Origin of the sequence: Pseudomonas peradeniyensis, from assembly GCF_014268935.2 — a bacterium.
In the GTDB taxonomy this organism is placed as follows: domain Bacteria; phylum Pseudomonadota; class Gammaproteobacteria; order Pseudomonadales; family Pseudomonadaceae; genus Aquipseudomonas; species Aquipseudomonas peradeniyensis.
In genome coordinates, this window is the sequence record NZ_JABWRJ020000001.1 from 1706249 (window position 1) to 1725502 (window position 19254).

General features: G+C 62.8%; 25 protein-coding genes and 1 pseudogene. 15 read left to right on the top strand and 11 right to left on the bottom strand.

Annotation, left to right across the window (positions count from 1 at the left end):
- The first annotated feature begins 19 nt into the window (after positions 1 to 19).
- The 4 genes from HU751_RS07385 to HU751_RS07400 all read left to right on the top strand — a co-directional run bounded on the left by HU751_RS07385 (position 20) and on the right by HU751_RS07400 (position 4754).
- Complete coding sequence (locus HU751_RS07385; RefSeq protein WP_186735221.1) at positions 20 to 1411, top strand: GntP family permease; 1392 nt, start codon at positions 20 to 22, stop codon at positions 1409 to 1411.
- 11 nt (positions 1412 to 1422) lie between these two features.
- Positions 1423 to 2193, top strand: coding sequence for a 3-hydroxybutyrate dehydrogenase (gene hbdH / locus HU751_RS07390; protein ID WP_186735223.1), 771 nt, complete (start codon positions 1423 to 1425; stop codon positions 2191 to 2193).
- A 283-nt stretch (positions 2194 to 2476) separates the two neighbouring features.
- The gene (locus tag HU751_RS07395; protein ID WP_186735225.1) at positions 2477 to 4426 is read left to right on the top strand and encodes an acetoacetate--CoA ligase; all 1950 of its coding nucleotides are present in this window, start codon (positions 2477 to 2479) and stop codon (positions 4424 to 4426) included.
- 52 nt (positions 4427 to 4478) lie between these two features.
- Positions 4479 to 4754, top strand: coding sequence for a peptidylprolyl isomerase (locus HU751_RS07400; protein ID WP_008095636.1), 276 nt, complete (start codon positions 4479 to 4481; stop codon positions 4752 to 4754).
- A 5-nt stretch (positions 4755 to 4759) separates the two neighbouring features.
- On the opposite strand, the gene HU751_RS07405 is transcribed toward HU751_RS07400, so the two are convergent.
- Entirely contained in the window at positions 4760 to 5383 is a 624-nt protein-coding gene (locus tag HU751_RS07405) for a LysE family translocator (RefSeq protein ID WP_186713393.1), read from the bottom strand.
- A 135-nt stretch (positions 5384 to 5518) separates the two neighbouring features.
- On the opposite strand from HU751_RS07405, the gene HU751_RS07410 reads away from it, so the two are divergent.
- Together HU751_RS07410 and HU751_RS07415 are read left to right on the top strand one after the other, a co-directional pair.
- Positions 5519 to 6334, top strand: coding sequence for an AraC family transcriptional regulator (locus tag HU751_RS07410; RefSeq protein WP_186735227.1), 816 nt, complete (start codon positions 5519 to 5521; stop codon positions 6332 to 6334).
- A gap of 63 nt (positions 6335 to 6397) precedes the next feature.
- The gene (locus tag HU751_RS07415; protein WP_186735229.1) at positions 6398 to 7018 is read left to right on the top strand and encodes a LysE family translocator; all 621 of its coding nucleotides are present in this window, start codon (positions 6398 to 6400) and stop codon (positions 7016 to 7018) included.
- On the opposite strand, the gene HU751_RS07420 is transcribed toward HU751_RS07415, so the two are convergent.
- A complete protein-coding gene (locus tag HU751_RS07420) occupies positions 6996 to 7691 on the bottom strand; it encodes a metallophosphoesterase (protein ID WP_186735231.1) in 696 nt (231 codons plus the stop codon). The genes HU751_RS07415 and HU751_RS07420 overlap by 23 nt on opposite strands.
- Positions 7692 to 7765: 74 nt before the next feature.
- Here HU751_RS07420 and HU751_RS07425 point away from each other — a divergent pair, with 74 nt between their 5' ends.
- Entirely contained in the window at positions 7766 to 8272 is a 507-nt protein-coding gene (locus HU751_RS07425; protein ID WP_186713397.1) for a DUF3016 domain-containing protein, read from the top strand.
- A gap of 3 nt (positions 8273 to 8275) precedes the next feature.
- Here HU751_RS07425 and HU751_RS07430 read toward each other — a convergent pair whose 3' ends face one another.
- Positions 8276 to 8800 (bottom strand): DUF2867 domain-containing protein, encoded by a 525-nt coding sequence (locus tag HU751_RS07430; protein WP_225933240.1) that lies wholly within the window; start codon positions 8798 to 8800, stop codon positions 8276 to 8278.
- A 141-nt stretch (positions 8801 to 8941) separates the two neighbouring features.
- On the opposite strand from HU751_RS07430, the gene HU751_RS07435 reads away from it, so the two are divergent.
- Positions 8942 to 9184: a hypothetical protein gene (locus HU751_RS07435; protein WP_186735233.1), complete on the top strand. Its 243-nt coding sequence runs from the start codon at positions 8942 to 8944 to the stop codon at positions 9182 to 9184.
- Positions 9185 to 9187: 3 nt separating this feature from the next.
- On the opposite strand, the gene HU751_RS07440 is transcribed toward HU751_RS07435, so the two are convergent.
- Positions 9188 to 9688 (bottom strand): methylated-DNA--[protein]-cysteine S-methyltransferase, encoded by a 501-nt coding sequence (locus HU751_RS07440; protein ID WP_186735235.1) that lies wholly within the window; start codon positions 9686 to 9688, stop codon positions 9188 to 9190.
- 150 nt (positions 9689 to 9838) lie between these two features.
- On the opposite strand from HU751_RS07440, the gene HU751_RS07445 reads away from it, so the two are divergent.
- Complete coding sequence (locus tag HU751_RS07445) at positions 9839 to 10348, top strand: GNAT family N-acetyltransferase (protein ID WP_186713400.1); 510 nt, start codon at positions 9839 to 9841, stop codon at positions 10346 to 10348.
- Here the strand turns inward: HU751_RS07445 and fos are convergent.
- From fos to HU751_RS07465, 4 genes are all read right to left on the bottom strand, one after another.
- Positions 10339 to 10749 (bottom strand): fosfomycin resistance glutathione transferase, encoded by a 411-nt coding sequence (gene fos, locus HU751_RS07450; RefSeq protein WP_186735237.1) that lies wholly within the window; start codon positions 10747 to 10749, stop codon positions 10339 to 10341. The genes HU751_RS07445 and fos overlap by 10 nt on opposite strands.
- A gap of 178 nt (positions 10750 to 10927) precedes the next feature.
- The gene (locus HU751_RS07455; protein WP_186735239.1) at positions 10928 to 11746 is read right to left on the bottom strand and encodes an RHS repeat-associated core domain-containing protein; all 819 of its coding nucleotides are present in this window, start codon (positions 11744 to 11746) and stop codon (positions 10928 to 10930) included.
- Between the two features lie 248 nt (positions 11747 to 11994).
- On the bottom strand, positions 11995 to 12342 hold the full coding sequence (locus HU751_RS07460) for a hypothetical protein (protein WP_225933241.1): 348 nt from the start codon (positions 12340 to 12342) through the stop codon (positions 11995 to 11997).
- Positions 12343 to 12479: 137 nt separating this feature from the next.
- Positions 12480 to 13019, bottom strand: a complete 540-nt coding sequence (locus HU751_RS07465) for a GNAT family N-acetyltransferase (RefSeq protein ID WP_186735241.1) — start codon at positions 13017 to 13019, stop codon at positions 12480 to 12482.
- A 154-nt stretch (positions 13020 to 13173) separates the two neighbouring features.
- Between HU751_RS07465 and HU751_RS07470 the strand changes: the two genes are divergently transcribed.
- Positions 13174 to 13620 (top strand): hypothetical protein, encoded by a 447-nt coding sequence (locus HU751_RS07470; RefSeq protein WP_186735243.1) that lies wholly within the window; start codon positions 13174 to 13176, stop codon positions 13618 to 13620.
- 76 nt (positions 13621 to 13696) lie between these two features.
- Here the strand turns inward: HU751_RS07470 and HU751_RS07475 are convergent, their stop codons facing one another.
- Positions 13697 to 13927 carry a hypothetical protein gene (locus tag HU751_RS07475; RefSeq protein WP_186735244.1) on the bottom strand — a complete coding sequence of 77 codons (231 nt, stop codon included), beginning with the start codon at positions 13925 to 13927 and terminating at the stop codon, positions 13697 to 13699.
- Positions 13928 to 14283: 356 nt separating this feature from the next.
- Between HU751_RS07475 and HU751_RS07480 the strand changes: the two genes are divergently transcribed.
- The 4 genes from HU751_RS07480 to HU751_RS07495 all read left to right on the top strand — a co-directional run bounded on the left by HU751_RS07480 (position 14284) and on the right by HU751_RS07495 (position 16460).
- On the top strand, positions 14284 to 14466 hold the full coding sequence (locus HU751_RS07480) for a hypothetical protein (protein WP_186735246.1): 183 nt from the start codon (positions 14284 to 14286) through the stop codon (positions 14464 to 14466).
- A 115-nt stretch (positions 14467 to 14581) separates the two neighbouring features.
- Positions 14582 to 15100 (top strand): GNAT family N-acetyltransferase, encoded by a 519-nt coding sequence (locus HU751_RS07485; RefSeq protein WP_186735248.1) that lies wholly within the window; start codon positions 14582 to 14584, stop codon positions 15098 to 15100.
- Positions 15101 to 15180: 80 nt separating this feature from the next.
- Positions 15181 to 15570 (top strand): hypothetical protein, encoded by a 390-nt coding sequence (locus tag HU751_RS07490; protein ID WP_186735250.1) that lies wholly within the window; start codon positions 15181 to 15183, stop codon positions 15568 to 15570.
- Between the two features lie 224 nt (positions 15571 to 15794).
- On the top strand, positions 15795 to 16460 hold the full coding sequence (locus HU751_RS07495) for an SOS response-associated peptidase (RefSeq protein ID WP_186735252.1): 666 nt from the start codon (positions 15795 to 15797) through the stop codon (positions 16458 to 16460).
- Positions 16461 to 16504: 44 nt separating this feature from the next.
- Here the strand turns inward: HU751_RS07495 and HU751_RS07500 are convergent.
- Positions 16505 to 16615: pseudogene (locus tag HU751_RS07500) on the bottom strand (VOC family protein); the annotation flags it as partial.
- A gap of 53 nt (positions 16616 to 16668) precedes the next feature.
- Entirely contained in the window at positions 16669 to 17310 is a 642-nt protein-coding gene (locus tag HU751_RS07505; RefSeq protein ID WP_186735254.1) for a hypothetical protein, read from the bottom strand.
- 259 nt (positions 17311 to 17569) lie between these two features.
- Here HU751_RS07505 and HU751_RS07510 point away from each other — a divergent pair, with 259 nt between their 5' ends.
- The gene (locus tag HU751_RS07510; protein WP_050705397.1) at positions 17570 to 19156 is read left to right on the top strand and encodes an ABC-F family ATPase; all 1587 of its coding nucleotides are present in this window, start codon (positions 17570 to 17572) and stop codon (positions 19154 to 19156) included.
- Positions 19157 to 19254 lie beyond the last annotated feature (98 nt).

Below are 19254 nucleotides of genomic sequence, written 5' to 3' on the forward strand. Positions count from 1 at the left end.
ACCCTGGAGATCCCCCTCGATGACCGTGTTCATCGCCCTCGCTGCCCTGGCCCTTCTCATGCTCGCCGCCTACCGCGGCTACAGCGTGATCCTCTTCGCCCCCATCGCCGCCCTCGGCGCCGTGCTGCTCACCGACCCCGCCGCCGTGGCTCCGGCCTTTACCGGGGTGTTCATGGAGAAAATGGTCGGTTTCATCAAGTTGTACTTCCCGGTGTTCCTGCTCGGCGCCGTGTTCGGCAAGCTGATCGAGCTGTCGGGCTTCTCGCGCTCGATCGTCGCCGCCGCCATCCGCCTGCTCGGCACCCGCCAGGCCATGCTGGTGATCGTGCTGGTCTGCGCCCTGCTCACCTACGGCGGCGTGTCGCTGTTCGTGGTGGTGTTCGCGGTGTACCCGTTCGCCGCCGAGATGTTCCGCCAGAGCGACATCCCCAAGCGGCTGATCCCGGCGACCATCGCCCTGGGCGCGTTTTCCTTCACCATGGACGCCCTGCCCGGCACCCCGCAGATCCAGAACATCATTCCCAGCACCTTCTTCAACACCACCGCCTGGGCCGCGCCCTGGCTGGGGCTGATTGGCACGCTGTTCGTGTTCTGCGCCGGCATGCTCTACCTGCAACGCCAGCGCAACAAGGCCCAGCGCAAGGGCGAAGGCTACGGCAGCAACCTGCGCAACGAACCGGAAACCGCCGACGACATCGCCTTGCCCAACCCGTGGCTGGCCCTGGCGCCGCTGCTGCTGGTGGGGGTGATGAACCTGCTGTTCACCCACTGGATCCCGCAGTGGTACGGGACCAGTCACACCCTGCAGTTGCCGGGCATGGCCACACCGGTGCAGAGCGACGTGGCCAAGCTCACGGCGATCTGGGCGGTGCAGGCGGCCCTGCTGGTGGGCATCCTGATGGTACTGGTGTGCGCCTTCGGCACCATTCGCCAGCGCCTGGCCGAAGGTACCAAGAGCGCCGTGAGCGGCGCCCTGCTGGCGGCGATGAACACCGCTTCGGAATACGGGTTCGGCGCGGTGATCGCCTCGCTGCCGGGCTTCCTGGTCCTGGCCGACGCCCTGCGCGGCATCCCCAACCCGCTGGTCAACGAAGCCATTACCGTCACCCTGCTGGCCGGCATCACCGGCTCCGCCTCCGGCGGCATGAGCATCGCCCTGGCGGCCATGAGCGACAGCTTCATCGCCGCCGCCAACGCGGCGAACATCCCGCTGGAGGTGCTGCACCGGGTCGCCGCCATGGCCAGCGGCGGCATGGACACCCTGCCGCACAACGGCGCGGTGATCACCCTGCTGGCGGTTACCGGGCTGACCCACCGCGAGGCCTACAAGGACATTTTCGGTATTACCCTGATCAAGACCCTGGCCGTGTTCGTGGTCATCGCCACGTTCTACGCCACCGGCATCGTATGAAGGAGAACGGCATGACGCTCAAAGGCAAGACCGCACTGGTCACCGGTTCCACCAGCGGCATCGGCTTGGGGATAGCCCAGGTACTGGCCGAGGCTGGTGCCGACATCCTGCTCAACGGCTTTGGCGACCCGGCGGCCGCCATTGCCGAGATCAGCCAGCACGGGGTCAAGGTGGCCCACCACCCCGCCGACCTGTCCGACGTGGCGCAGATCGAGCAGATGTTCGCCCTGGCCGAACGCGAGTTCGGCGCGGTCGACATCCTGGTCAACAACGCCGGCATCCAGCACGTGGCGCCGGTCGAGCAGTTTCCAGTGGAGGCCTGGGACAAGATCATCGCGCTGAACCTGTCAGCGGTGTTCCACGGTAGCCGCCTGGTCCTGCCGGGCATGCGCGCGCGGGGCTGGGGGCGGATCGTCAACATCGCCTCGGTGCACGGCCTGGTAGGCTCCACCGGCAAGGCCGCCTACGTCGCCGCCAAGCACGGCGTGGTCGGCCTGACCAAGGTCATCGGCCTGGAGACCGCCACCAGCAACGTCACCTGCAATGCCATCTGCCCGGGCTGGGTGCTGACCCCGCTGGTGCAGAAGCAGATCGACGACCGTGCCGCCAACGGTGGCGACGCGCAGCAGGCGCAGCACGACCTGCTGGCCGAGAAGCAGCCTTCGCTGGCCTTCGTCACGCCCCGGCATCTCGGCGAGCTGGTGTTGTTCCTGTGCGGCGATGCCGGCAGCCAGGTGCGTGGCGCCGCCTGGAACGTGGATGGCGGTTGGCTTGCTCAGTAAGCGGCTAAAGTGGAGTAAGGACGCTTCTTGCATGATGATCATGTTTTCTGTGGAAGCGGCCTTGCGTCGCGAAAGGGGCGCGCAGCGGCCCCAGGTTCTAAGCCACCCTCGAAAATGCCGGGGCTGCTGCGCAGCCCTTTCGCGACGCAAGGCCGCTCCCACAGGGATAACAGTTCCCCGCGCGACAGCACAGCCCGAAGGGCTGGGCGATCTCCTACAGGGATTGCGCATGGCCTGAAGATGCATATGGTACCCACTATCAGCCATTTCCGAGGGTCCCGGCATGAACGACGTACTCTGGCGCCCCTCCACCACCCGAGTCGAAGCGAGCCGGATGGAAGCCTTCCGCCGCCGGGTCAACCGGCGCTTCAACCTCCAGCTCGACAGCTATGCCGCCCTGCACCGCTGGAGCATCGAGCAGCGCTCGCAGTTCTGGCAGGCCCTGGCCGAGTACTTCCATGTGCGCTGGCATACGCCACCGGCCAGCGTCCTCGAGGAAGGCGAGCACATGACCGAGGCCCGCTGGTTCCGCGGCGCCACCTTGAACGTTGCCGAGCACCTGCTGCTGCGCCGCGACGATCGCCCGGCCGTGGTGGCCGTGCGCGAGGACGGCACTCGCCACTGCCTCACCCACAACCAGCTGGCCGCCCAGGTTGCCGGGCTGCAACAGGCCTTCAGACAGGCCGGCATCCAGCCCGGCGACCGTATCGCCGCGGTGATGCCCAACACCTGGGAAACACTGGTGGCCATGCTCGCCGCCACCAGCCTTGGCGCGGTCTGGTCGAGCTGTTCGCCGGAGTTCGGCACCCACGGCATCATCGACCGTTTCGGCCAGATCGCGCCCCGGCTGCTGGTGGCCTGCGCCGGTTACCAGTACGCCGGCAAGACCATCGACCAGGTGGAAAAGATCAACCAGGTCGTGGCCCAGCTCCCCAGTGTCGAGCTGTTGCTGGTAGTGCCCCATACCCGGCCGCAGACCCGCGCCGATGAGTTCAGCGGCAAGCGCACTGCCTTGTGGGCCGAGTACTTCACGCCGGGTGGCACCCTGGGCTTTACTGCCCTGCCCTTCGACCACCCGCTCTACATCCTCTACTCCAGCGGCACCACCGGCGTACCCAAGTGCATCGTCCACCGTGCCGGTGGCGTGCTGCTGCAACACCTGAAGGAACACGGCCTGCACAATGACCTCAAGGCCGACGACGTGCTGTTCTACTACACCACCTGCGGCTGGATGATGTGGAACTGGCTGGTCAGCGCCCTGGCGGTCGGCGCCACCTTGGTGCTGTACGATGGCTCGCCGTTCCACCCGGGCCCCGAGCGCCTGCTCGACCTGATCGACGCCGAAGGGATCCATGCCTTCGGCACCAGCGCCAAGTACCTTGCCGCGCTGGAGCAGGCCGGTGTCGAACCGGCAAGCTCCCACCGCCTCGACAGCCTGCGGCTGATCCTCTCCACCGGCTCGCCGCTGTCACCGCACAGCTACGACTATGTCTATGCCAAGGTGAAGCCCGACGTGTGCCTGGCGTCCATGTCCGGTGGCACTGATATCGTCGCCTGCTTCGTGCTCGGCAACCCGCTGCTGCCGGTGCGTCGGGGCGAAATCGCCGGCAAGGGCCTGGGCATGGCGGTGGATGTGTGGAATGAACAGCGACAGTCGATCACTGGCGAGAAAGGCGAGTTGGTCTGTACCCAGCCCTTCCCTTCGATGCCGCTGGGCTTCTGGGGCGACGACGACGGCAGGCGCTACCATGATGCGTATTTCAGCCAGTTCGAGGGGGTCTGGTGCCAGGGCGACTATGCCGAGCAGATCCCAGGGGGCGGCCTGGTGATCCACGGCCGTTCCGATGCGGTGCTCAACCCCGGTGGAGTGCGTATCGGTACCGCGGAGATCTACCGCCAAGTCGAAAAGGTCGATGAGGTGCTGGAGAGCGTGGCCATCGGCCAGGACTGGCACGGCGACGTGCGCGTGGTGCTGTTCGTGCGCCTGCGCGACGGCCTGCAACTGGACGATGCCCTGCGCCAGCGTATTCGCCAGGTGATCCGCCAGTACACCACGCCGCGCCATGTGCCGGCGGTGATTGCCCAGGTCGACGATATCCCGCGCACCCTCAGCGGCAAGCTGGTGGAGCTGGCGATCCGCAACGTGGTACATGGCCTGCCGGTGAAGAACACCGACGCCCTGGCCAACCCCGAGGCGCTGGAGCAGTTCCGCGACCGCCCGGAGTTACGCTGATGACGACATCAGGCATAATGTCGCCCTTTTGCCCAGAAACACAGGTACCCCCATGAAAGCCCAAGCCCGTCATATCCTGGTCAAGACCGCTGACGAAGCCGAAAAGCTCAAGCAGCGCATCGCCAACGGCGAGGCCTTCGACGTGCTGGCCAAGAAGTTCTCCACCTGCCCGTCCGGCAAGCGTGGCGGTGACCTGGGCGAAGTGCGCCCGGGCCAGCTGGTCGGTGCCATCGACCAGGTGATCTTCAAGAAGCCCCTGCGCGTGGTGCACGGGCCGATCAAGAGCAAGTTCGGTTATCACCTGGTGCAGACCTTCTACCGCGACTGACCCCCTCAGCGCCGGGCGGCCAGCAGGCCAATACCGGCGCAACCCAGCAGCGACGCGCTGATCCGGTTGAACAGCCGCCGTGGCCCAGGCCGCTCGAACCAGCGCTGCAGGTAAGCGCCAAGCCCGGCATAGATGGCGATGGCCGCCCACTCCAGCAACAGGAACAGCACGCCCAGTTGCAGGAACTGCTCGCTCACCGGCGTGGCGCTGCCAACCGAGACGAACTGCGGCAGAAAGGCGGTGAAGATCAGAATCGCCTTGGGGTTGCCCGCCGCCACCCAGAACTCCTGTCGCGCCAGTTTCCAGGTGCCGCGCGGCTGCTCGCCAGCCACCGCCGCCTCGCCGACCGGCGCCCGCCACAGCTGCCAGGCGATATAGAACAGATAGCCCGCGCCCAGCAGCTTGATCGCCAGGAACAGGTACTCGCTGGTATGCAGCACCACGGCCAGGCCCATGGCGGCCAGGGCGATCATGCCGCTGAAGGCGAGCAGGCGCCCGCCGCCAGCCACGCAGGCGGTGCGCAGGCCATAGCGGCTGGCGTTGTGCAGGGACAGCAGGTTGTTGGGCCCCGGCGCCATGTTCAGGGCGAAACAAGCGGGGATGAACAGCAGCAAGCTCGACAGGTCCATTATTCTTCTCCAGCGGGACCGTCGCAGCGTCGCGTCCGGTGGGCAGGCGCGTCAAGCACAGTGACGCGGCAAATGGCCGGAACAGTAGGTAGACGCTAGACTGGCGCCCTGCGCCCACCTCCAGGCCCCCTCTCCATGACCCCTTCGAGCAGTGAAATCTGGCACGATCCGGCCCTGCCCTACGTCGAGAGCCGACGCGCTTGCCACAGCCGCGCCTGCTACAAGGCCCACAGCCATCCGAGCTTTTCCATCGGTGCGGTGGATGCCGGTCATAGCCGCTTCACCGGGGCCAGTGACGGACAGGTGCGCCTGCCCCCTGGCACCCTGGTATTCGTGCCGGCCCAGCGGGTGCATGCCTGCAACCCTGAGGCCGGGCAGGCCTGGAGCTACCAGATGCTGCACCTGGACGCCGACTGGCTACGCTGCCTGCGCCTGGAATCGGGCTTTGCCGCCGACCAGCCCGGCGCAGTGGCCCGGGTCAGCCGCTCGGCGGCGCTGTACCGGCAGTTCTGCGGGCTGAACACCCTGCTGTTTTCCAAGGCGACAGCGTTCGAGAAAGAAGCGGCATTAGTGGCTTTTCTTGGCGACAACGACTTCTCCATCCATCCGGACCTGCCACCCGCGCCGCCCTTGCCGCCGTCGACACTCCGCGACTTGTTGGCCCATGCCGAGGAGCAGACGCTGGCCGAACTGAGCCTCGACGGCCTGGCACGGCTGGCGGGCATGGGGCGCTATCAATTGATCCGTGCCGTCAACATCGCCACTGGCATGACGCCCCATGCCTACCTGCTCAACGCCCGGATAAACAGGGCCCGGCAACTGTTGCGCCAGGACCGGCCGCTGGCGGAAGTCGCGTATCGCCTAGGCTTTGCCGACCAGAGTCACTTCCAGCGGGTGTTCAAGGCGCATGCAGGGGTAACGCCGGGGGCCTATCGCGCAGCCATGCAATAATCTTCAATACTCGCCCTATTGCCCGGTCACAGACTACGGCTTCCTCCTTCTGGAAGCCCAACCATGCAACTGTTCCTGCTCATCGCCACCGCCCACTTTCTCGCCCTGCTCTCCCCTGGCCCGGACTTCTTCCTGGTGGCCCGGACCTCGGCCAGCGCCGGTTGGCGGGTGGCCAGTGGCGCCTGCGCAGGCATCGCCCTGGCCAATGGCGTGTTCATCGGCGCGGCGTTCGCTGGAGTGTCGTTCCTGCGCGACGGCAGCCCGCTGTTCGTCGCCCTGCAACTGGCCGGCTGCGGCTACCTGCTGTACATCGGGCAACTGTTCCTGCGCCATGCTGGAAAGAGCGGCCTGACGGGGGCTTGCGCCAACGCTTCATCGCGCGCCGGTGGCTGGCTGAACAGCCTGGGCATGGGCTTCGCCTCGGGCATCCTCAACCCGAAGAACGCACTGTTCTACGCCAGCCTGGCCAGCATGATCGCCAGCAGCGGCACTTTAGCCAAGCTGGCCTATGGCACCTGGATGTTCGGCATTGTCCTGGCCTGGGACCTGCTGGTGGCCGTGGCCATCGGCAATCAGCGGGTGCTGCGCCGCTTCGCCCGCGCCCTGCCCTGGCTGGAGCGGGCCTCGGGGGTGATGCTGATCCTGCTCGCCAGCGGCGTGCTCATGCACCTGGCCTTGGGCTGAGCAACGTCAGCCCCCGCAAGTCGAGCAGGCTGAAATGGCCACGGCTCCAGCCGCCGGTGTCCAGGTGCCAGACATTGCCCAGCACCTTCACCTCCAGCACCGGCGTATGCCCGACCAACAAGGCGCGCAGCCCTCTCACTGGCCGGCTGTCGCCCTCCTTGAGGCGCCGTCTCGACCACTGGCACACCTCACGCACCTGCGGGTCACCTCCGGCCTGCAGGTTCTCGCACAAACGCTCCCAGTCGTCGAACGGGCTGTCGGCGTGCAGCAGCCCGACCGGACCGTCGGGTGTGTCGACCTGCAGCGCGATCGGCAACCGCTCGAACACCTCGACGAAACGCGCCTGCTGTGTTTTCGCCAGGTCGAGAAACCAGCCGCCGCCGGCCGCCCGGTACATGTCCAGGTCGACCCGCCCGCCGCGCAGATGATTGACCGCCAGCGACTCGTGGTTGCCCTGCACCGCGTGAAACCAGGGCTTGGCCAGCCATTCCAGCGCCTGCGGGCTGGCCGGCCCGCGGTCGACCAGGTCGCCGACGCTGAACAGGCGGTCGACCACCGGATCGAACTCGACGGCCTCGAGGCATTCCTGCAGACGCTCGAAGTGCCCATGAATATCGCCCACGGCCAGGTCACGCCCGCGGGTATTGGCGGTCATCCGCCGAAAAGCGCTCATTGCATCAGTCCTCTGCTTATGCCCCATACCGGCGTAAAATAGGCAGGCAAGCCGCCCCACCCCGGAGGTGCATCATGCGTACCACCCTGGCCAGCGCCCTGTTGCTGGTGCTGGCATTCGACAGCATGGCACAGGGCGCCCCGACCGCGCAGGTCGAGGTGCGTTTCGACCACCCGGAAAAATTCCGCGATGCCAGCCTCGACAACCGCGGCTACCCCCAAGGCGCAGACCCGCAGGTGATGAAGGCCCTCACCCAGCACCTGCAGAAGCTCGGCCAGCGCTACCTTCGACCCGGCCAGCAACTGGTCATCGACATCCGCGACATCGACCTGGCCGGACGTTTCGAGCCCTGGCACAGCCAGGCCTACGATGTGCGCTTCATGCGCGAGGTCACCTGGCCCAGCATCGACCTCGACTACACCCTCCAGCAGCCCGGACAACCCGCGCTCAAGGCCCAGGAACACCTGAGCGACAAGATGTACCTCAGCCGCCCGGGACGCCTGGGCAGCAACGACCGGCTGTATGCGGAAAAGGCCATGCTCGGTGATTGGTTTCGTCAACGCTTCGCACCGCCGTCCTGATCGTTACAACGCCAGCCGGCGCAGGGCGATGGGCGCGATCAGGCGATGGAACGGCGCCACCGGCAGCATGTACAGGCGGCCCAGCCAGTTGTGCGTGCGCACCACGGTGCTGACCAGCACCTCGCAGCGTCCCGGGGCCGTCGGACGACGCATCAGGGCAATGTGCACGTCCAGGTGATGATCGCAATCGGCTAGCAGCACCTCATGCTCGCTGTTGCTGATCAGGGTGAAGATGCCCACCCGCTCTCCGGGCTGGTAGCTGCCCGGTGCGCGGGCCGGGTCGATGGCGGTCAGCCGGCCCAGGTTCTTCAACCCGAACAGCCCGACCAGGCGGTTGCGCAACACCATCATGTCGTCGATCCAGCCAGGCATGCTCGCCATCAGGCGCAGGAAGTGCGCCATGGCGAGCTGCCCATCGTCCGCCAGGTCGATCGCCCGGCAATGACGAAAGCCGGCCTGCGCGGCGTGGGGAGCGATAAGCGAGTTGGCGGGGATGGCTGCGGCATGGGTCATTGCGGTCTCGTCCATGAAATCGACACATCGGCGCTGGGAGTCAGCGCCCGTCGATTGTATCCTCGTCAGTCGACGACATGCCAAGGACGGATGCACCATGACGACCTGCACGCTACGACCGGCGCCACAGACAGGCACTGCCGGGGTATCGCCCGTATGAAGTACGTGCTGGTGATCCTGGCCAGCTATGCCAGCGTCTGGTACCTGGTGGGCACCCTGATTCGCGGGCGCCTGGCCGATATCGCCGAAGGCCTGCGCCATCGCCCGGACGCCCCACCTCCAGGACAGTACCTGCGGGAGGTCGAAGCCCACGCCCGTCGCGCGCACCGCCACTACAGTCTGTTTGTCGGCACGCTGTTGGCTCTCGTGTTGGCGCTGCTCTGCTTCTGGCTCGGCTGAAACCTAGAACTCCAGCATCAAGCTCTGCCGCCCTTCCAGTGCCAACAGAAACTGCTTGGCCGGCAGGCCGCCGGCAAAACCAGTGAGGCTGCCCGAGGCTCCGATCACCCGGTGGCACGGCGCGATGATCGAGATCGGATTGCGCCCGTTGGCCGCACCCACCGCGCGGACCGCATCGGGCTTGCCGATCTGTCGGGCAATCTCGCCGTAGCTGCGGGTCTGGCCGAAGGGAATGGTCAACAGCGCCGCCCAGACCTCACGCTGGAACTCGGTGCCGGTGAAGTCCAGTTCCAGCTCGAAGCGCTGGCGTTGTCCGGCAAAGTACTCGCCAAGCTGGCGGGCGGTCTCGCGCAGCACGCCGTGCTGGTCATCACGGTGCAGTTCGCCCAGGCGCACCCGGTTTTCCCGCTCGTGCTCCCACAGCACGGCAGCCAGCCGCTCGCCCCGCGCCACCAGGGTCAGGGTGCCGACAGGCGATTGCATGAGGGTGAAGGCACAGGACATGGCAGGCTCCAGCTGGACGACGATCACGGCACTGTACCCATCGCGGCGTGCCGGCGCATCCGCTTTCTTGCCAGGTCATCGCCACTGGCAAGCTTGGACCTGCGCCCCGTACACTGGGGCACCACTCGTTTTTCAAAGGATGGAAACACAGTGAACGACGCATCGCCCGACATCGTCATCGAACGTTTTGCCGAGCAGCACTTGCAGGGCATCGCCGCGCTCTACAACGAACCGGCTGTTTGCCGCCAGGTACTGCAGATGCCCTACCAGTCCGTCGAGGTCTGGCGTGAACGCCTGGCCGCCTATCACGAACGCCAGGTCCGCCTGGTGGCGGTGCACCAGGGCCAGGTGATCGGCAATATCGGCCTCGACCAGAGCACGCGCATCCGCCAGGCGCACCTGGGCGAGCTGCTCATGGGCGTTGCCCAGGCCTGGCAAGGCAAGGGCGTCGGCTCGCGGCTGATGGCGGCGATCCTCGACATCGCCGACAACTGGATGAACCTGCGCCGGGTCCAGCTCACCGTCTATGCCGACAATGAGCCGGCGCTGGCGCTGTATCGCAAGTTCGGCTTCGAGACCGAAGGCCGGCTGCGCGATTACGGCGTGCGCGACGGGGTGTACGTCGATGCGCTGTGCATGGCGCGGATGCGTCAGTCGTAGAACACCATGCCCGCGTAGGGTTTGACCCGACAGGCCGCCAGCCGCGACTGCAGATCGCCGACATGGGCTTCGAGCTGGTGGCCGTCCGGGTCGAGGAAGTACAGCGAGTCGCCCTCGCTGCTGTCCTGTTTCCAAAGTTGCACGGCATGCTCATGCAGGCGCTGGGCGAATGCCGCGAAATCGGCCTGATGGATGGAAAACGCGTAGTGGGTGTAGTTGCGCTGCAAGTCGCCCGCCTCGATCTGGTCCACCGAAAGGCACAGCCACAAATCGCCCAGGCTCAGGTAGGCACCGCGGTCCCAACGTGCATCGAGCTTGAAGCCCAGGACCTGCTGGTAGAACACGATGCTGGCCGGCAGGTTGGAAACCGCCAGGGTGAGATGGTTGAGTCCGTTCAACATTTGGTGCTCTCGTCAACGACAGATTCTGTAAACGCCAGATACGTTTATTAAACACGAACCCAGAGGAATAGTTAGCAGGGCAATACAACTTATTCACAAGGCGTGATCAGCTGATTCAATAAAACTGACTGCGCACCCTGCGACTTTTTGCCAGCATTTATCTCAAAAAAACCTCCCCCTAGGATTGATCCTTCCTGATAGAGTGAAAAATTTTTTCAAATTCAGCAACCTTTATTTCCAATCCAGGGTACAAATCATAAGCCTTATTCATTTCCACTTGTCCCGCAGTGTAATTACCAGCCAATCGCGCCCTAGCAGCAGCCGCAATTGCGAATAGCGACTCAAAATAACCCGTCACCCCTTCCTCATTTTTCGCCCTCTGCCCACTAAGCCAGTAAAGCTCGCGCTCATCAATCTCCCGAGGCGAATTAGTGTATTGAAGATCGTCAAAGAAATTTGCCAATGCGTTAGCTTGACGGTTGCGCGCATTCGCTTCGGGTGTTCGTCGATGCTCGTTAAACCGCTGAAAAACGGGCATGACATTATCTAGATTCGAGCTGCCAGAGGCTGGCGCAGAGCGTCCCGAAGCATCAAGATTGACAGCACCTTCACCCATTGACACCGGATCAACACTGACCTTTGCACGCCGCCCAGAGCTGGAAAACATTCTTCCACTAACATCTAATCGGTTGACCGGATCACCCGCGCAGTATGCATATGAGTTAATACCACCACGATCAAATGGACTCATACCATCGGGAGATGTGAAGCGCAGTAAATCCGGCCGATATAGCCTATAGCCATTGCCGAGCAAGTAGCCCGCACCGAACAACTCAAAATACTGCCCGGCGAACAACAAGCTGGGGAGCGCCCCGCCACCATAACTGACAAAACCATGACATTGGTATGCAATAGGGCTTTGCTTCCCTGCCCCCATGACGCAACCCGCTGCATCCTGCATATATAGCACGGCTTTGTGACTCTCCTGCTTACTCATAGTATATCCTATAAGTGTAAAATCCAGCAGAGCAACAGGCTCCGCCCCGAGACGAGATCATAGAAAGTTCTCGCCGAAAGTTTAGAGCAGCCCCGCGCTTAGCAAACTGACAAATTTAATAGTAGACACCAAAAAACTCTACACATAGAATTTGTAGTTTAATGTTTTCGAGGCCACGCCTGCGCCCACCAAGACAACCTCCCCGCGAATATCCGTCCGGGTCGGCTGAACCCTATCAAACTTATCGCCTAAACCCGCGAACACATCAGCGCCGCATCGAGCAGACGCCCCTTGTCATACCAGGCATCACGTTGGTAGGCGGAAAACTGCTGCCGCCCTGCGGCGCCTTGAACCTTGACCAGCCCCTCGGCCTTGTTTGGATCGGTGCTGGCGACAAACAGCTCCAGGGCGCCCTGGTTCTGCACGACATAGGTCGTGACCGTATCGGGTAGCTCGGCCTTGACGCAGTTCAGGTACTCCGGCGGGCTTTTCGCGGTCATGCCGAAGGTGTTGTCGCGGCCCGCACGGATATCGGGATCGTGTGCGCAGCCCACCAGCAACAGGCTGGTGGCCACTGCCATCATCAAACGGCTCATACAGACTCCAACCACCCCAGCAGGAAGCCCTGGACAGGGTCAGACACCTACCACCCTTTTTAATAGTCTGCTTACGATCTACAAGACTAGCCCCAGGTGACGGGCGCGGTAGGCCGGTTCGCTATATCGCCTGGCTTTCAAGCCGGCCTGTCGATTCGGTAGAGCACGTGCGGCCGCAATGCATTGTCTTCAGGCACCGTCGGGTCGGGGAAATCCTCAGCCGGATCCGAACGCATACCCAATCGTTCCATCAAAGCCCGCGATGGGGTGTTGATGCTGGAGGTGTAGCCGATGACCTGCCTTAGCCCAAGCGTCGACCAGGCGTGCTCCAGGCACGCGCTGGCCGCCTCGAATGCATACCCCTGCCGCCAGTGGCTGCGCCCGAGGATCCAGCCGATTTCAACCTGCGAACCGCCCGGTATCTCATCCCCGGTCAAGGACAGTCCAAGCCCGCCGACCAACACGCCATCGACCTTGCGCTCGACAGCGACGAAACCGAACCCATGGACCTGCAGATGCTGATCGCAGTCCGCGAGCAGCGACCGGGTTTCATCAAGAGACAGTATCGCGGGATAGTAGTAGCGCCTGACTTCCGGGTCGGCATTGACCAGGGCAAAGGTTTCGATGTCCCGCTCGGCCCAGGGACGCAGGACAAGACGTGGTGTTTCGATGAACATGGAGCGAGCCCTCACCGGCTTGATGTCTGCAAGGCCTTGAAATCTAGCACAATTACCATGCTGGCAAAGGCACCCAACCGATGCTTCCAAGTCCTGGGCGTTGCGAGGCGAGATCGCTAGAATGCGCGCTGCATTTTGAAAGGGATTTCACGCGATGATTTCGACAGGTACCGTGCCAGCCCGGCGCGTCGACCACTGGATTGCATTAGGCGCAGTGCTGTGGGCCATGACCAGCGCTACCCTCCTCACCCGGTTCGATGAATACTTCTGGGGCAATTTCGCACTCTTGCTGGCACCTCACGCCATCGTACTGGGCGTCTTGCTGATTTTCAGAGGGCCATGGGCGGTATTCGCGGGCGCGCAGATAGCGATGGCACTCTTCCTGAGCCTCTTCGGACTCTGGTTCTCCACGGGAGGACGTGCCGAGGCAATGGCTTGGCTGTGGTATTTCTTCAGTTTTCCCGGCGCCTTGGCCGGCGGTTTCCTGGCCATGCTTCGAACCAGGGATGCCACGTCACTGATCGCCGTGTCCCTGACTGCCAGTTGGGTCTTCGCAGGGATGCTGGTCGATCTGGCCAGCGTCTTCCTGTGGCTTTGGTAATGCCTGGCAGGCATCGCCCACGCCGTGCTGCCGGGGAGCCATGGCACCTTGGTCATCAGTGACATGTGAAGCCGACTCAGCACCGCTTGTTGATCCGCACCGTCACTGCGCTGAAGAACATAAGCATCGCCGCGACATACAGGAACACAAGATCGACGCCGGGGAACGCGAAAATCCCGACAAGCCAGGCGGCCAGCAAGCCACCGCCGACCCAGCAGCGTTGCCGAGCAGTGAACCGCTCACTCGTTGCTTTTACACGATCCAACCATCCCATCAGTACACCCCTGGCCGGCAAAGGCTGAATCATATTCCATGCCCGGCTGCAGGGTCGATGTTACCGTGGCTTGCTGGTACAAGCCCCGGTTCAGGGGCCGTATCCCCAGGAATGGGGATCAGGCACTGGCCTGCAGGAACACGAAGATCGCCACCACATCCACAGCCAGCACGGCAGCCACGACAAAGCTCATGAAATAGAAGTCATCCTGGAACATGTCTGCTCTCCCCGCATGATCGGTTTCCTGGGTTCAAGCAACTCCCATTCCAGCCTGCCAGCTCCACGACCACGTCCATTGGTCAGGCGAGACAGGCGTGTCGGGCAAACAGGCGTTTACTGATGGTCATGCCCTCCGGCTCTTGCAAGGATGCCCATCAAGGTGTGCCCCCATGAGACGCATCCAGAAGATCATCCAGCAGCGCCGTCGGCAGCTGCATGTCCACATTCCGCCCAGCGAATTGAAGGGAATGCAGTGTGGCGATGGGCCCAGCGCGGCGAAACCGCTGCCGCCGCCAGAGGTTCGCCAGGTAGGAATGAGAAGAGCCGCGCTTGCCGAATCGACCACTGACTGAACAGGCCCTGCCCAAGCTGTTAGAATGAGCCGGGAGCCAGATCCAGTGAGGCCTGTTTACCAGTTTGGCGATAGACTCCTGCCCAGTCCCGACAGGCGATGCCAGGAGGCAATCAATGCAGCCGATCACTTTGCGCAAAGCGCTCCCTCAGGATGCCTTGTGCCTTGCCGCACTCGGCATTCAGGTCTTTCTCGATACCTATGCCACCGAAGGCATACGCGACGCCATCGCCCAGGAAGCCCTGGACTCATTCTCGCCAGACAGCCTGTCGAAGGTGATTGCCAGACCAGATACCTTCATCGCGCTCGCAGAGACTGACGGGCATCTGGTCGGCTTTGCCCAGGTCGCGATGAACACCAGCCACGAGCGGATCACCAGCCCGCGGGCAGCCGAGCTTCAACGCCTTTACCTGCAAGAGCGATTTACCGGGCAAGGCATTGGCCGGCGCTTGCTGGAGGCCGCCGAGCAACACGCCAGGCTCGGCGGCGCATCATTCCTTTGGGCCACTGTCTGGGCAAGGAACGCGCGAGCGTTGGCATTCTATCCTCGACAAGGCTATGAGCACTTCGGCTCGCAAGCGTATACGTTGCAGAACGAGACGCACGAAAACCAGTTGTTCGGCAAGTGCTTGTGAGCGCTGACTGGGTTCCCAGGTGGACGGCTTAGCGATGCCTCTCATAAGATGCGCCTCAAAGGATCTGGCTGGAGAACTACATGTCGGGTGGGAGCATCACGTGCGGAACGTTCACGGGGCGAGATAAATCGGGGGCTTCGTTCGAGGCAGTGATCTGCGCCTCTCTCGATGGTTCCAAGCTGATCGACGACATCACAACCCAGCTCGAAACTCAGGATTACGTCCTTGTAACGGCCGACCAGGCGGGCGAGCTACTACCGCTACTACAAATCTACCGGGCAGGCCTGGTGGCAGAAATCGGTCACTCCGATTGGTGGAAAGCCGTACAGGATGAAGCCCCCGGCATGGATCCGGTTTCAGCCAAATGGGGAGCCAGCAACGGCTGGCGACTCTACTGTACCGAGGATCTGATAGAGGCATGCAACACAGCATTGTCAGAGGCAGAGCCTGTATGCATTGCCTTTGATTGACCCTCTGGACTCACATGGACGCAGTTCACTTCAAGGAAGAAGAACAATGAAATACCAGGCGACGGCATCATTTGCCGGGACGGCGACAATGCTCGACCACGGGCAATGATCCAGCAGCAGATAGCCTCGCTGATCAGCGCGTTCCCGCGCAGTCATTCAACAACTGAGGATCGCGGACACCGCTCGACGACCTATCCTTCAAGTTCAAGCAGGAGGGATGGGAAATGTGCGGACGGCTGAGCCAGTACCGCGGGCTCCATGACTTCGTTGAAACCCTGAGCATGCCGCGGGCCTGGCGGAACAATGTCGGTGAGCAGCCGCTCGGTCATTACAACGTTGCACCGAGCACGCAGGTTGCAGTGCTTCGGGTAGATGGCACAGGCCCGCGTGCAGACATGGTGAGGTGGGGATGGCGCCCGCACTGGGCGACCGACCATGCTGCGCCGATCAATGCCCGCGTCGAAAAGGTGGCGCACGGTGCCTTCTTTCGGGCGATATGGCCATACCGGGCCATCACCCCGGTGGACGGCTGGTATGAATGGGTGGATGAAGGCGGGCCGAAGAAGCAGCCCTACTACATCCGCCGACACGACGGTCGCCCTGCCCTGTGCGCCGCCATCGGCCAGTTCGCCGGCAGCGATCATGACGGGTTCGTGATCATCACCGCCGATGCCCAGGGCGGCCTGCTCGACGTGCACGACCGGCGGCCGGTTGTCCTGTCATCTGACCTGGCGATCGAATGGATGTCGGCCCCTATGCCCAGTGAACACGCCGAGCAGTTGCTGCTCAACCTGGGCGAGCCGCCGGAGACTTTTGAGTGGTACCGGGTGGGCGCTGCAGTGGGTAACGTACGTAATCAAGGACAGGAACTGATCGAACCGATTCAATGAAGAATAAGCCGCTGGCAAGGGGCTTCAGGTTCGCTCCGCCCATCTCAATCTGCAGCCGTCCAGACAGCCAGCTCATAGCCATCTGGGTCGATGAAGTGGAACCGTTTTCCACCTGGGAACGAAAACACTTCCCGGCTGGTCTCGCCGCCCGCCGCCAGGACACTGGGCAGGTGGAGCCAGTCCAGCCACCGACGCCAGTCAATCGTTTTTATAGAATGGCGGGAGTACCGATGAGCTCATTGGTCTTCATATCAATAATTTCGACTCTCCCACTCCAGTCCTCCAAGGGGGTGTACGTCATGCCGTACTGACGCCCAGCGACCAGGTCAACGTCTATATACACAGATAGCGTGGCCTGAGTACCGGTCCACTTCTTGATTTCAAGGCGGTGAGGTCCCGCCGTCAGGCGGTATTCTGTTCTTTGTGTGTACAACACATACAAGGTGTCCTCGCCATCCACGCTGGCGATCGTGAGCGTTTTTTCAATGGCTTGGATTCTTGCTGTCCTGGACTCCGGCAAGGCCTCCGTGCCCTTCTGCGTGTAGGGCGTGCATCCACCGATCACAGCAAGCAACAGTGCAACACCGTAGATTTTAAGTCCGTGCATTACCCGCATGTTGTCCTCTGTATCCGGCTGAAATGTCACGCTATTCAACCCTAACCAGCATCGAATTGCCACTATATCGCCATTAGCCAGGAGGGCAACGCATGCATGGTCTGAGGCGAACGACTTCAACGTCGGCCTACCCTGCAAGCCATTTGTGTTCCAACCGAGCAAAGGTGGGCTGTGGATCAACGAACCAAGTGTTACAATCTGCCCCTTCAAATCAGCGCCCATGGCGTTGGACATCCGTGAACGCCGGCAGTAAGACCCCCGCCACACCTACGCAACCATGTGCCTGAGGGCTGGGATGAACCGAAGCGTTCATCGCGAACCCGCTCGGCCATGGCGTCAGGATGTTGCTTTCTACCTACGCGAAATGGATCAGCTCCTCCTCGGACTGGAGGGAGCTGGAGAAGCTGCTGCCCCGAGTCGTCTTGACCCAAGATTGGCCCAAGACTGACGACAAGGCCTAAATACACCTCTGGAACCCCCGTAGGACAAGCACTTGATTTCTACAGCCAATATCACCATGCAGTTCGGCTCCAAGCCGCTGTTCGAGAATGTGTCGGTCAAATTCAACAACGGCAACCGTTACGGCCTGATCGGCGCCAACGGTTGCGGCAAGTCGACCTTCATGAAGATCCTCGGCGGCGACCTGGAGCCATCCGGCGGCCAGGTGATGCTCGAGCCCAACACCCGCCTGGGCAAGCTGCGCCAGGATCAGTTCGCCTATGAAGAATTCACCGTAATCGACACGGTGATCATGGGCCATGAGCAGCTGTGGAAGGTCAAGGCCGAACGCGACCGCATCTACTCGCTGCCGGAGATGACCGAGGAAGACGGCATGGCCGTCGCCGAGCTGGAAACCGAATTCGCCGAGATGGACGGCTACACCGCCGAGTCCCGTGCCGGCGAGCTGCTGCTGGGCCTGGGCATTCCCCTGGAACAGCACTTCGGCCCGATGAGCGAAGTCGCTCCCGGCTGGAAGCTGCGTGTGCTGCTGGCCCAGGCGCTGTTCTCCGACCCGGACGTGCTGCTGCTCGACGAGCCGACCAACCACCTGGACATCAACACCATCCGCTGGCTGGAAACCATCCTCACCGCGCGCAACAGCACCATGGTGATCATTTCCCACGACCGTCACTTCCTCAACAGCGTCTGCACTCACATGGCCGACCTGGACTACGGTGAGCTGCGCCTGTTCCCGGGCAACTACGACGAGTACATGACCGCGGCCACCCAGGCCCGCGAGCAGCTGCTGTCGGACAACGCCAAGAAGAAAGCCCAGATCGCCGAGCTGCAGACCTTCGTCAGCCGCTTCTCGGCCAACGCCTCGAAAGCCAAGCAGGCCACCTCGCGCGCCAAGCAGATCGACAAGATCCAGCTGGCCGAGGTCAAGCCGTCGAGCCGGGTAAGCCCGTTCATCCGTTTCGAGCAGACCAAGAAGCTGCACCGCCAGGCGGTCACCGTCGAGAAGATGGCCAAGGCCTTCGACGACAAGGTGCTGTTCAAGGACTTCAGCTTCACCATCGAAGCCGGCGAGCGCGTGGCCATCATCGGCCCCAACGGCATCGGCAAGACCACCCTGCTGCGCACCCTGGTCGGTGAAATGACCCCGGACAAGGGCGAAGTGAAGTGGACCGACAGCGCCGAGGTGGGCTACTACGCCCAGGACCACGCCCACGACTTCGAGGACGACGTCACCCTGTTCGACTGGATGGGCCAGTGGACCAGCGGCGAGCAGGTGATCCGCGGCACCCTGGGGCGCATGCTGTTCTCCAACGACGAGATCCTCAAGTCGGTGAAGGTGATTTCCGGTGGTGAACAGGGCCGCATGCTGTTCGGCAAGCTGATCCTGCAAAAGCCTAACGTGCTGGTGATGGACGAACCGACCAACCACCTGGACATGGAGTCGATCGAGGCGCTGAACCTGGCGCTGGAGAACTATCCGGGCACCCTGCTGTTCGTCAGCCACGACCGTGAGTTCGTGTCGTCGCTGGCCACCCGCATCATCGAGCTGACGGCCGATGGCGTGGTGGACTTCAGCGGCACCTATGACGACTACCTGCGCAGCCAGGGTGTAGTGGTCTGATCCAAGGCTGGGCAACCTTCATCGCGGGGCAAGCCCGCTCCCACATTGTGGGGGCGGGCTTGCCCCGCGATGCGTTTAATTAGTTAGCCTGCTTTCTT

Excerpts from the sequence above, each read along its gene's own strand:
- HU751_RS07385 (WP_186735221.1), top strand. The coding sequence starts at position 20 with ATGACCGTGTTCATCGCCCTCGCTGCCCTGGCCCTTCTCATGCTCGCC.
- hbdH (WP_186735223.1), top strand. The coding sequence starts at position 1,423 with ATGACGCTCAAAGGCAAGACCGCACTGGTCACCGGTTCCACCAGCGGC.
- HU751_RS07395 (WP_186735225.1), top strand. The coding sequence starts at position 2,477 with ATGAACGACGTACTCTGGCGCCCCTCCACCACCCGAGTCGAAGCGAGC.
- HU751_RS07400 (WP_008095636.1), top strand. The coding sequence starts at position 4,479 with ATGAAAGCCCAAGCCCGTCATATCCTGGTCAAGACCGCTGACGAAGCC.
- HU751_RS07405 (WP_186713393.1), bottom strand. The coding sequence starts at position 5,383 with ATGGACCTGTCGAGCTTGCTGCTGTTCATCCCCGCTTGTTTCGCCCTG.
- HU751_RS07410 (WP_186735227.1), top strand. The coding sequence starts at position 5,519 with ATGACCCCTTCGAGCAGTGAAATCTGGCACGATCCGGCCCTGCCCTAC.
- HU751_RS07415 (WP_186735229.1), top strand. The coding sequence starts at position 6,398 with ATGCAACTGTTCCTGCTCATCGCCACCGCCCACTTTCTCGCCCTGCTC.
- HU751_RS07420 (WP_186735231.1), bottom strand. The coding sequence starts at position 7,691 with ATGAGCGCTTTTCGGCGGATGACCGCCAATACCCGCGGGCGTGACCTG.
- HU751_RS07425 (WP_186713397.1), top strand. The coding sequence starts at position 7,766 with ATGCGTACCACCCTGGCCAGCGCCCTGTTGCTGGTGCTGGCATTCGAC.
- HU751_RS07430 (WP_225933240.1), bottom strand. The coding sequence starts at position 8,800 with ATGGACGAGACCGCAATGACCCATGCCGCAGCCATCCCCGCCAACTCG.
- HU751_RS07435 (WP_186735233.1), top strand. The coding sequence starts at position 8,942 with ATGAAGTACGTGCTGGTGATCCTGGCCAGCTATGCCAGCGTCTGGTAC.
- HU751_RS07440 (WP_186735235.1), bottom strand. The coding sequence starts at position 9,688 with ATGTCCTGTGCCTTCACCCTCATGCAATCGCCTGTCGGCACCCTGACC.
- fos (WP_186735237.1), bottom strand. The coding sequence starts at position 10,749 with ATGTTGAACGGACTCAACCATCTCACCCTGGCGGTTTCCAACCTGCCG.
- HU751_RS07455 (WP_186735239.1), bottom strand. The coding sequence starts at position 11,746 with ATGAGTAAGCAGGAGAGTCACAAAGCCGTGCTATATATGCAGGATGCA.
- HU751_RS07460 (WP_225933241.1), bottom strand. The coding sequence starts at position 12,342 with ATGAGCCGTTTGATGATGGCAGTGGCCACCAGCCTGTTGCTGGTGGGC.
- HU751_RS07465 (WP_186735241.1), bottom strand. The coding sequence starts at position 13,019 with ATGTTCATCGAAACACCACGTCTTGTCCTGCGTCCCTGGGCCGAGCGG.
- HU751_RS07470 (WP_186735243.1), top strand. The coding sequence starts at position 13,174 with ATGATTTCGACAGGTACCGTGCCAGCCCGGCGCGTCGACCACTGGATT.
- HU751_RS07475 (WP_186735244.1), bottom strand. The coding sequence starts at position 13,927 with ATGATTCAGCCTTTGCCGGCCAGGGGTGTACTGATGGGATGGTTGGAT.
- HU751_RS07480 (WP_186735246.1), top strand. The coding sequence starts at position 14,284 with ATGAGACGCATCCAGAAGATCATCCAGCAGCGCCGTCGGCAGCTGCAT.
- HU751_RS07485 (WP_186735248.1), top strand. The coding sequence starts at position 14,582 with ATGCAGCCGATCACTTTGCGCAAAGCGCTCCCTCAGGATGCCTTGTGC.
- HU751_RS07490 (WP_186735250.1), top strand. The coding sequence starts at position 15,181 with ATGTCGGGTGGGAGCATCACGTGCGGAACGTTCACGGGGCGAGATAAA.
- HU751_RS07495 (WP_186735252.1), top strand. The coding sequence starts at position 15,795 with ATGTGCGGACGGCTGAGCCAGTACCGCGGGCTCCATGACTTCGTTGAA.
- HU751_RS07505 (WP_186735254.1), bottom strand. The coding sequence starts at position 17,310 with ATGTCCAACGCCATGGGCGCTGATTTGAAGGGGCAGATTGTAACACTT.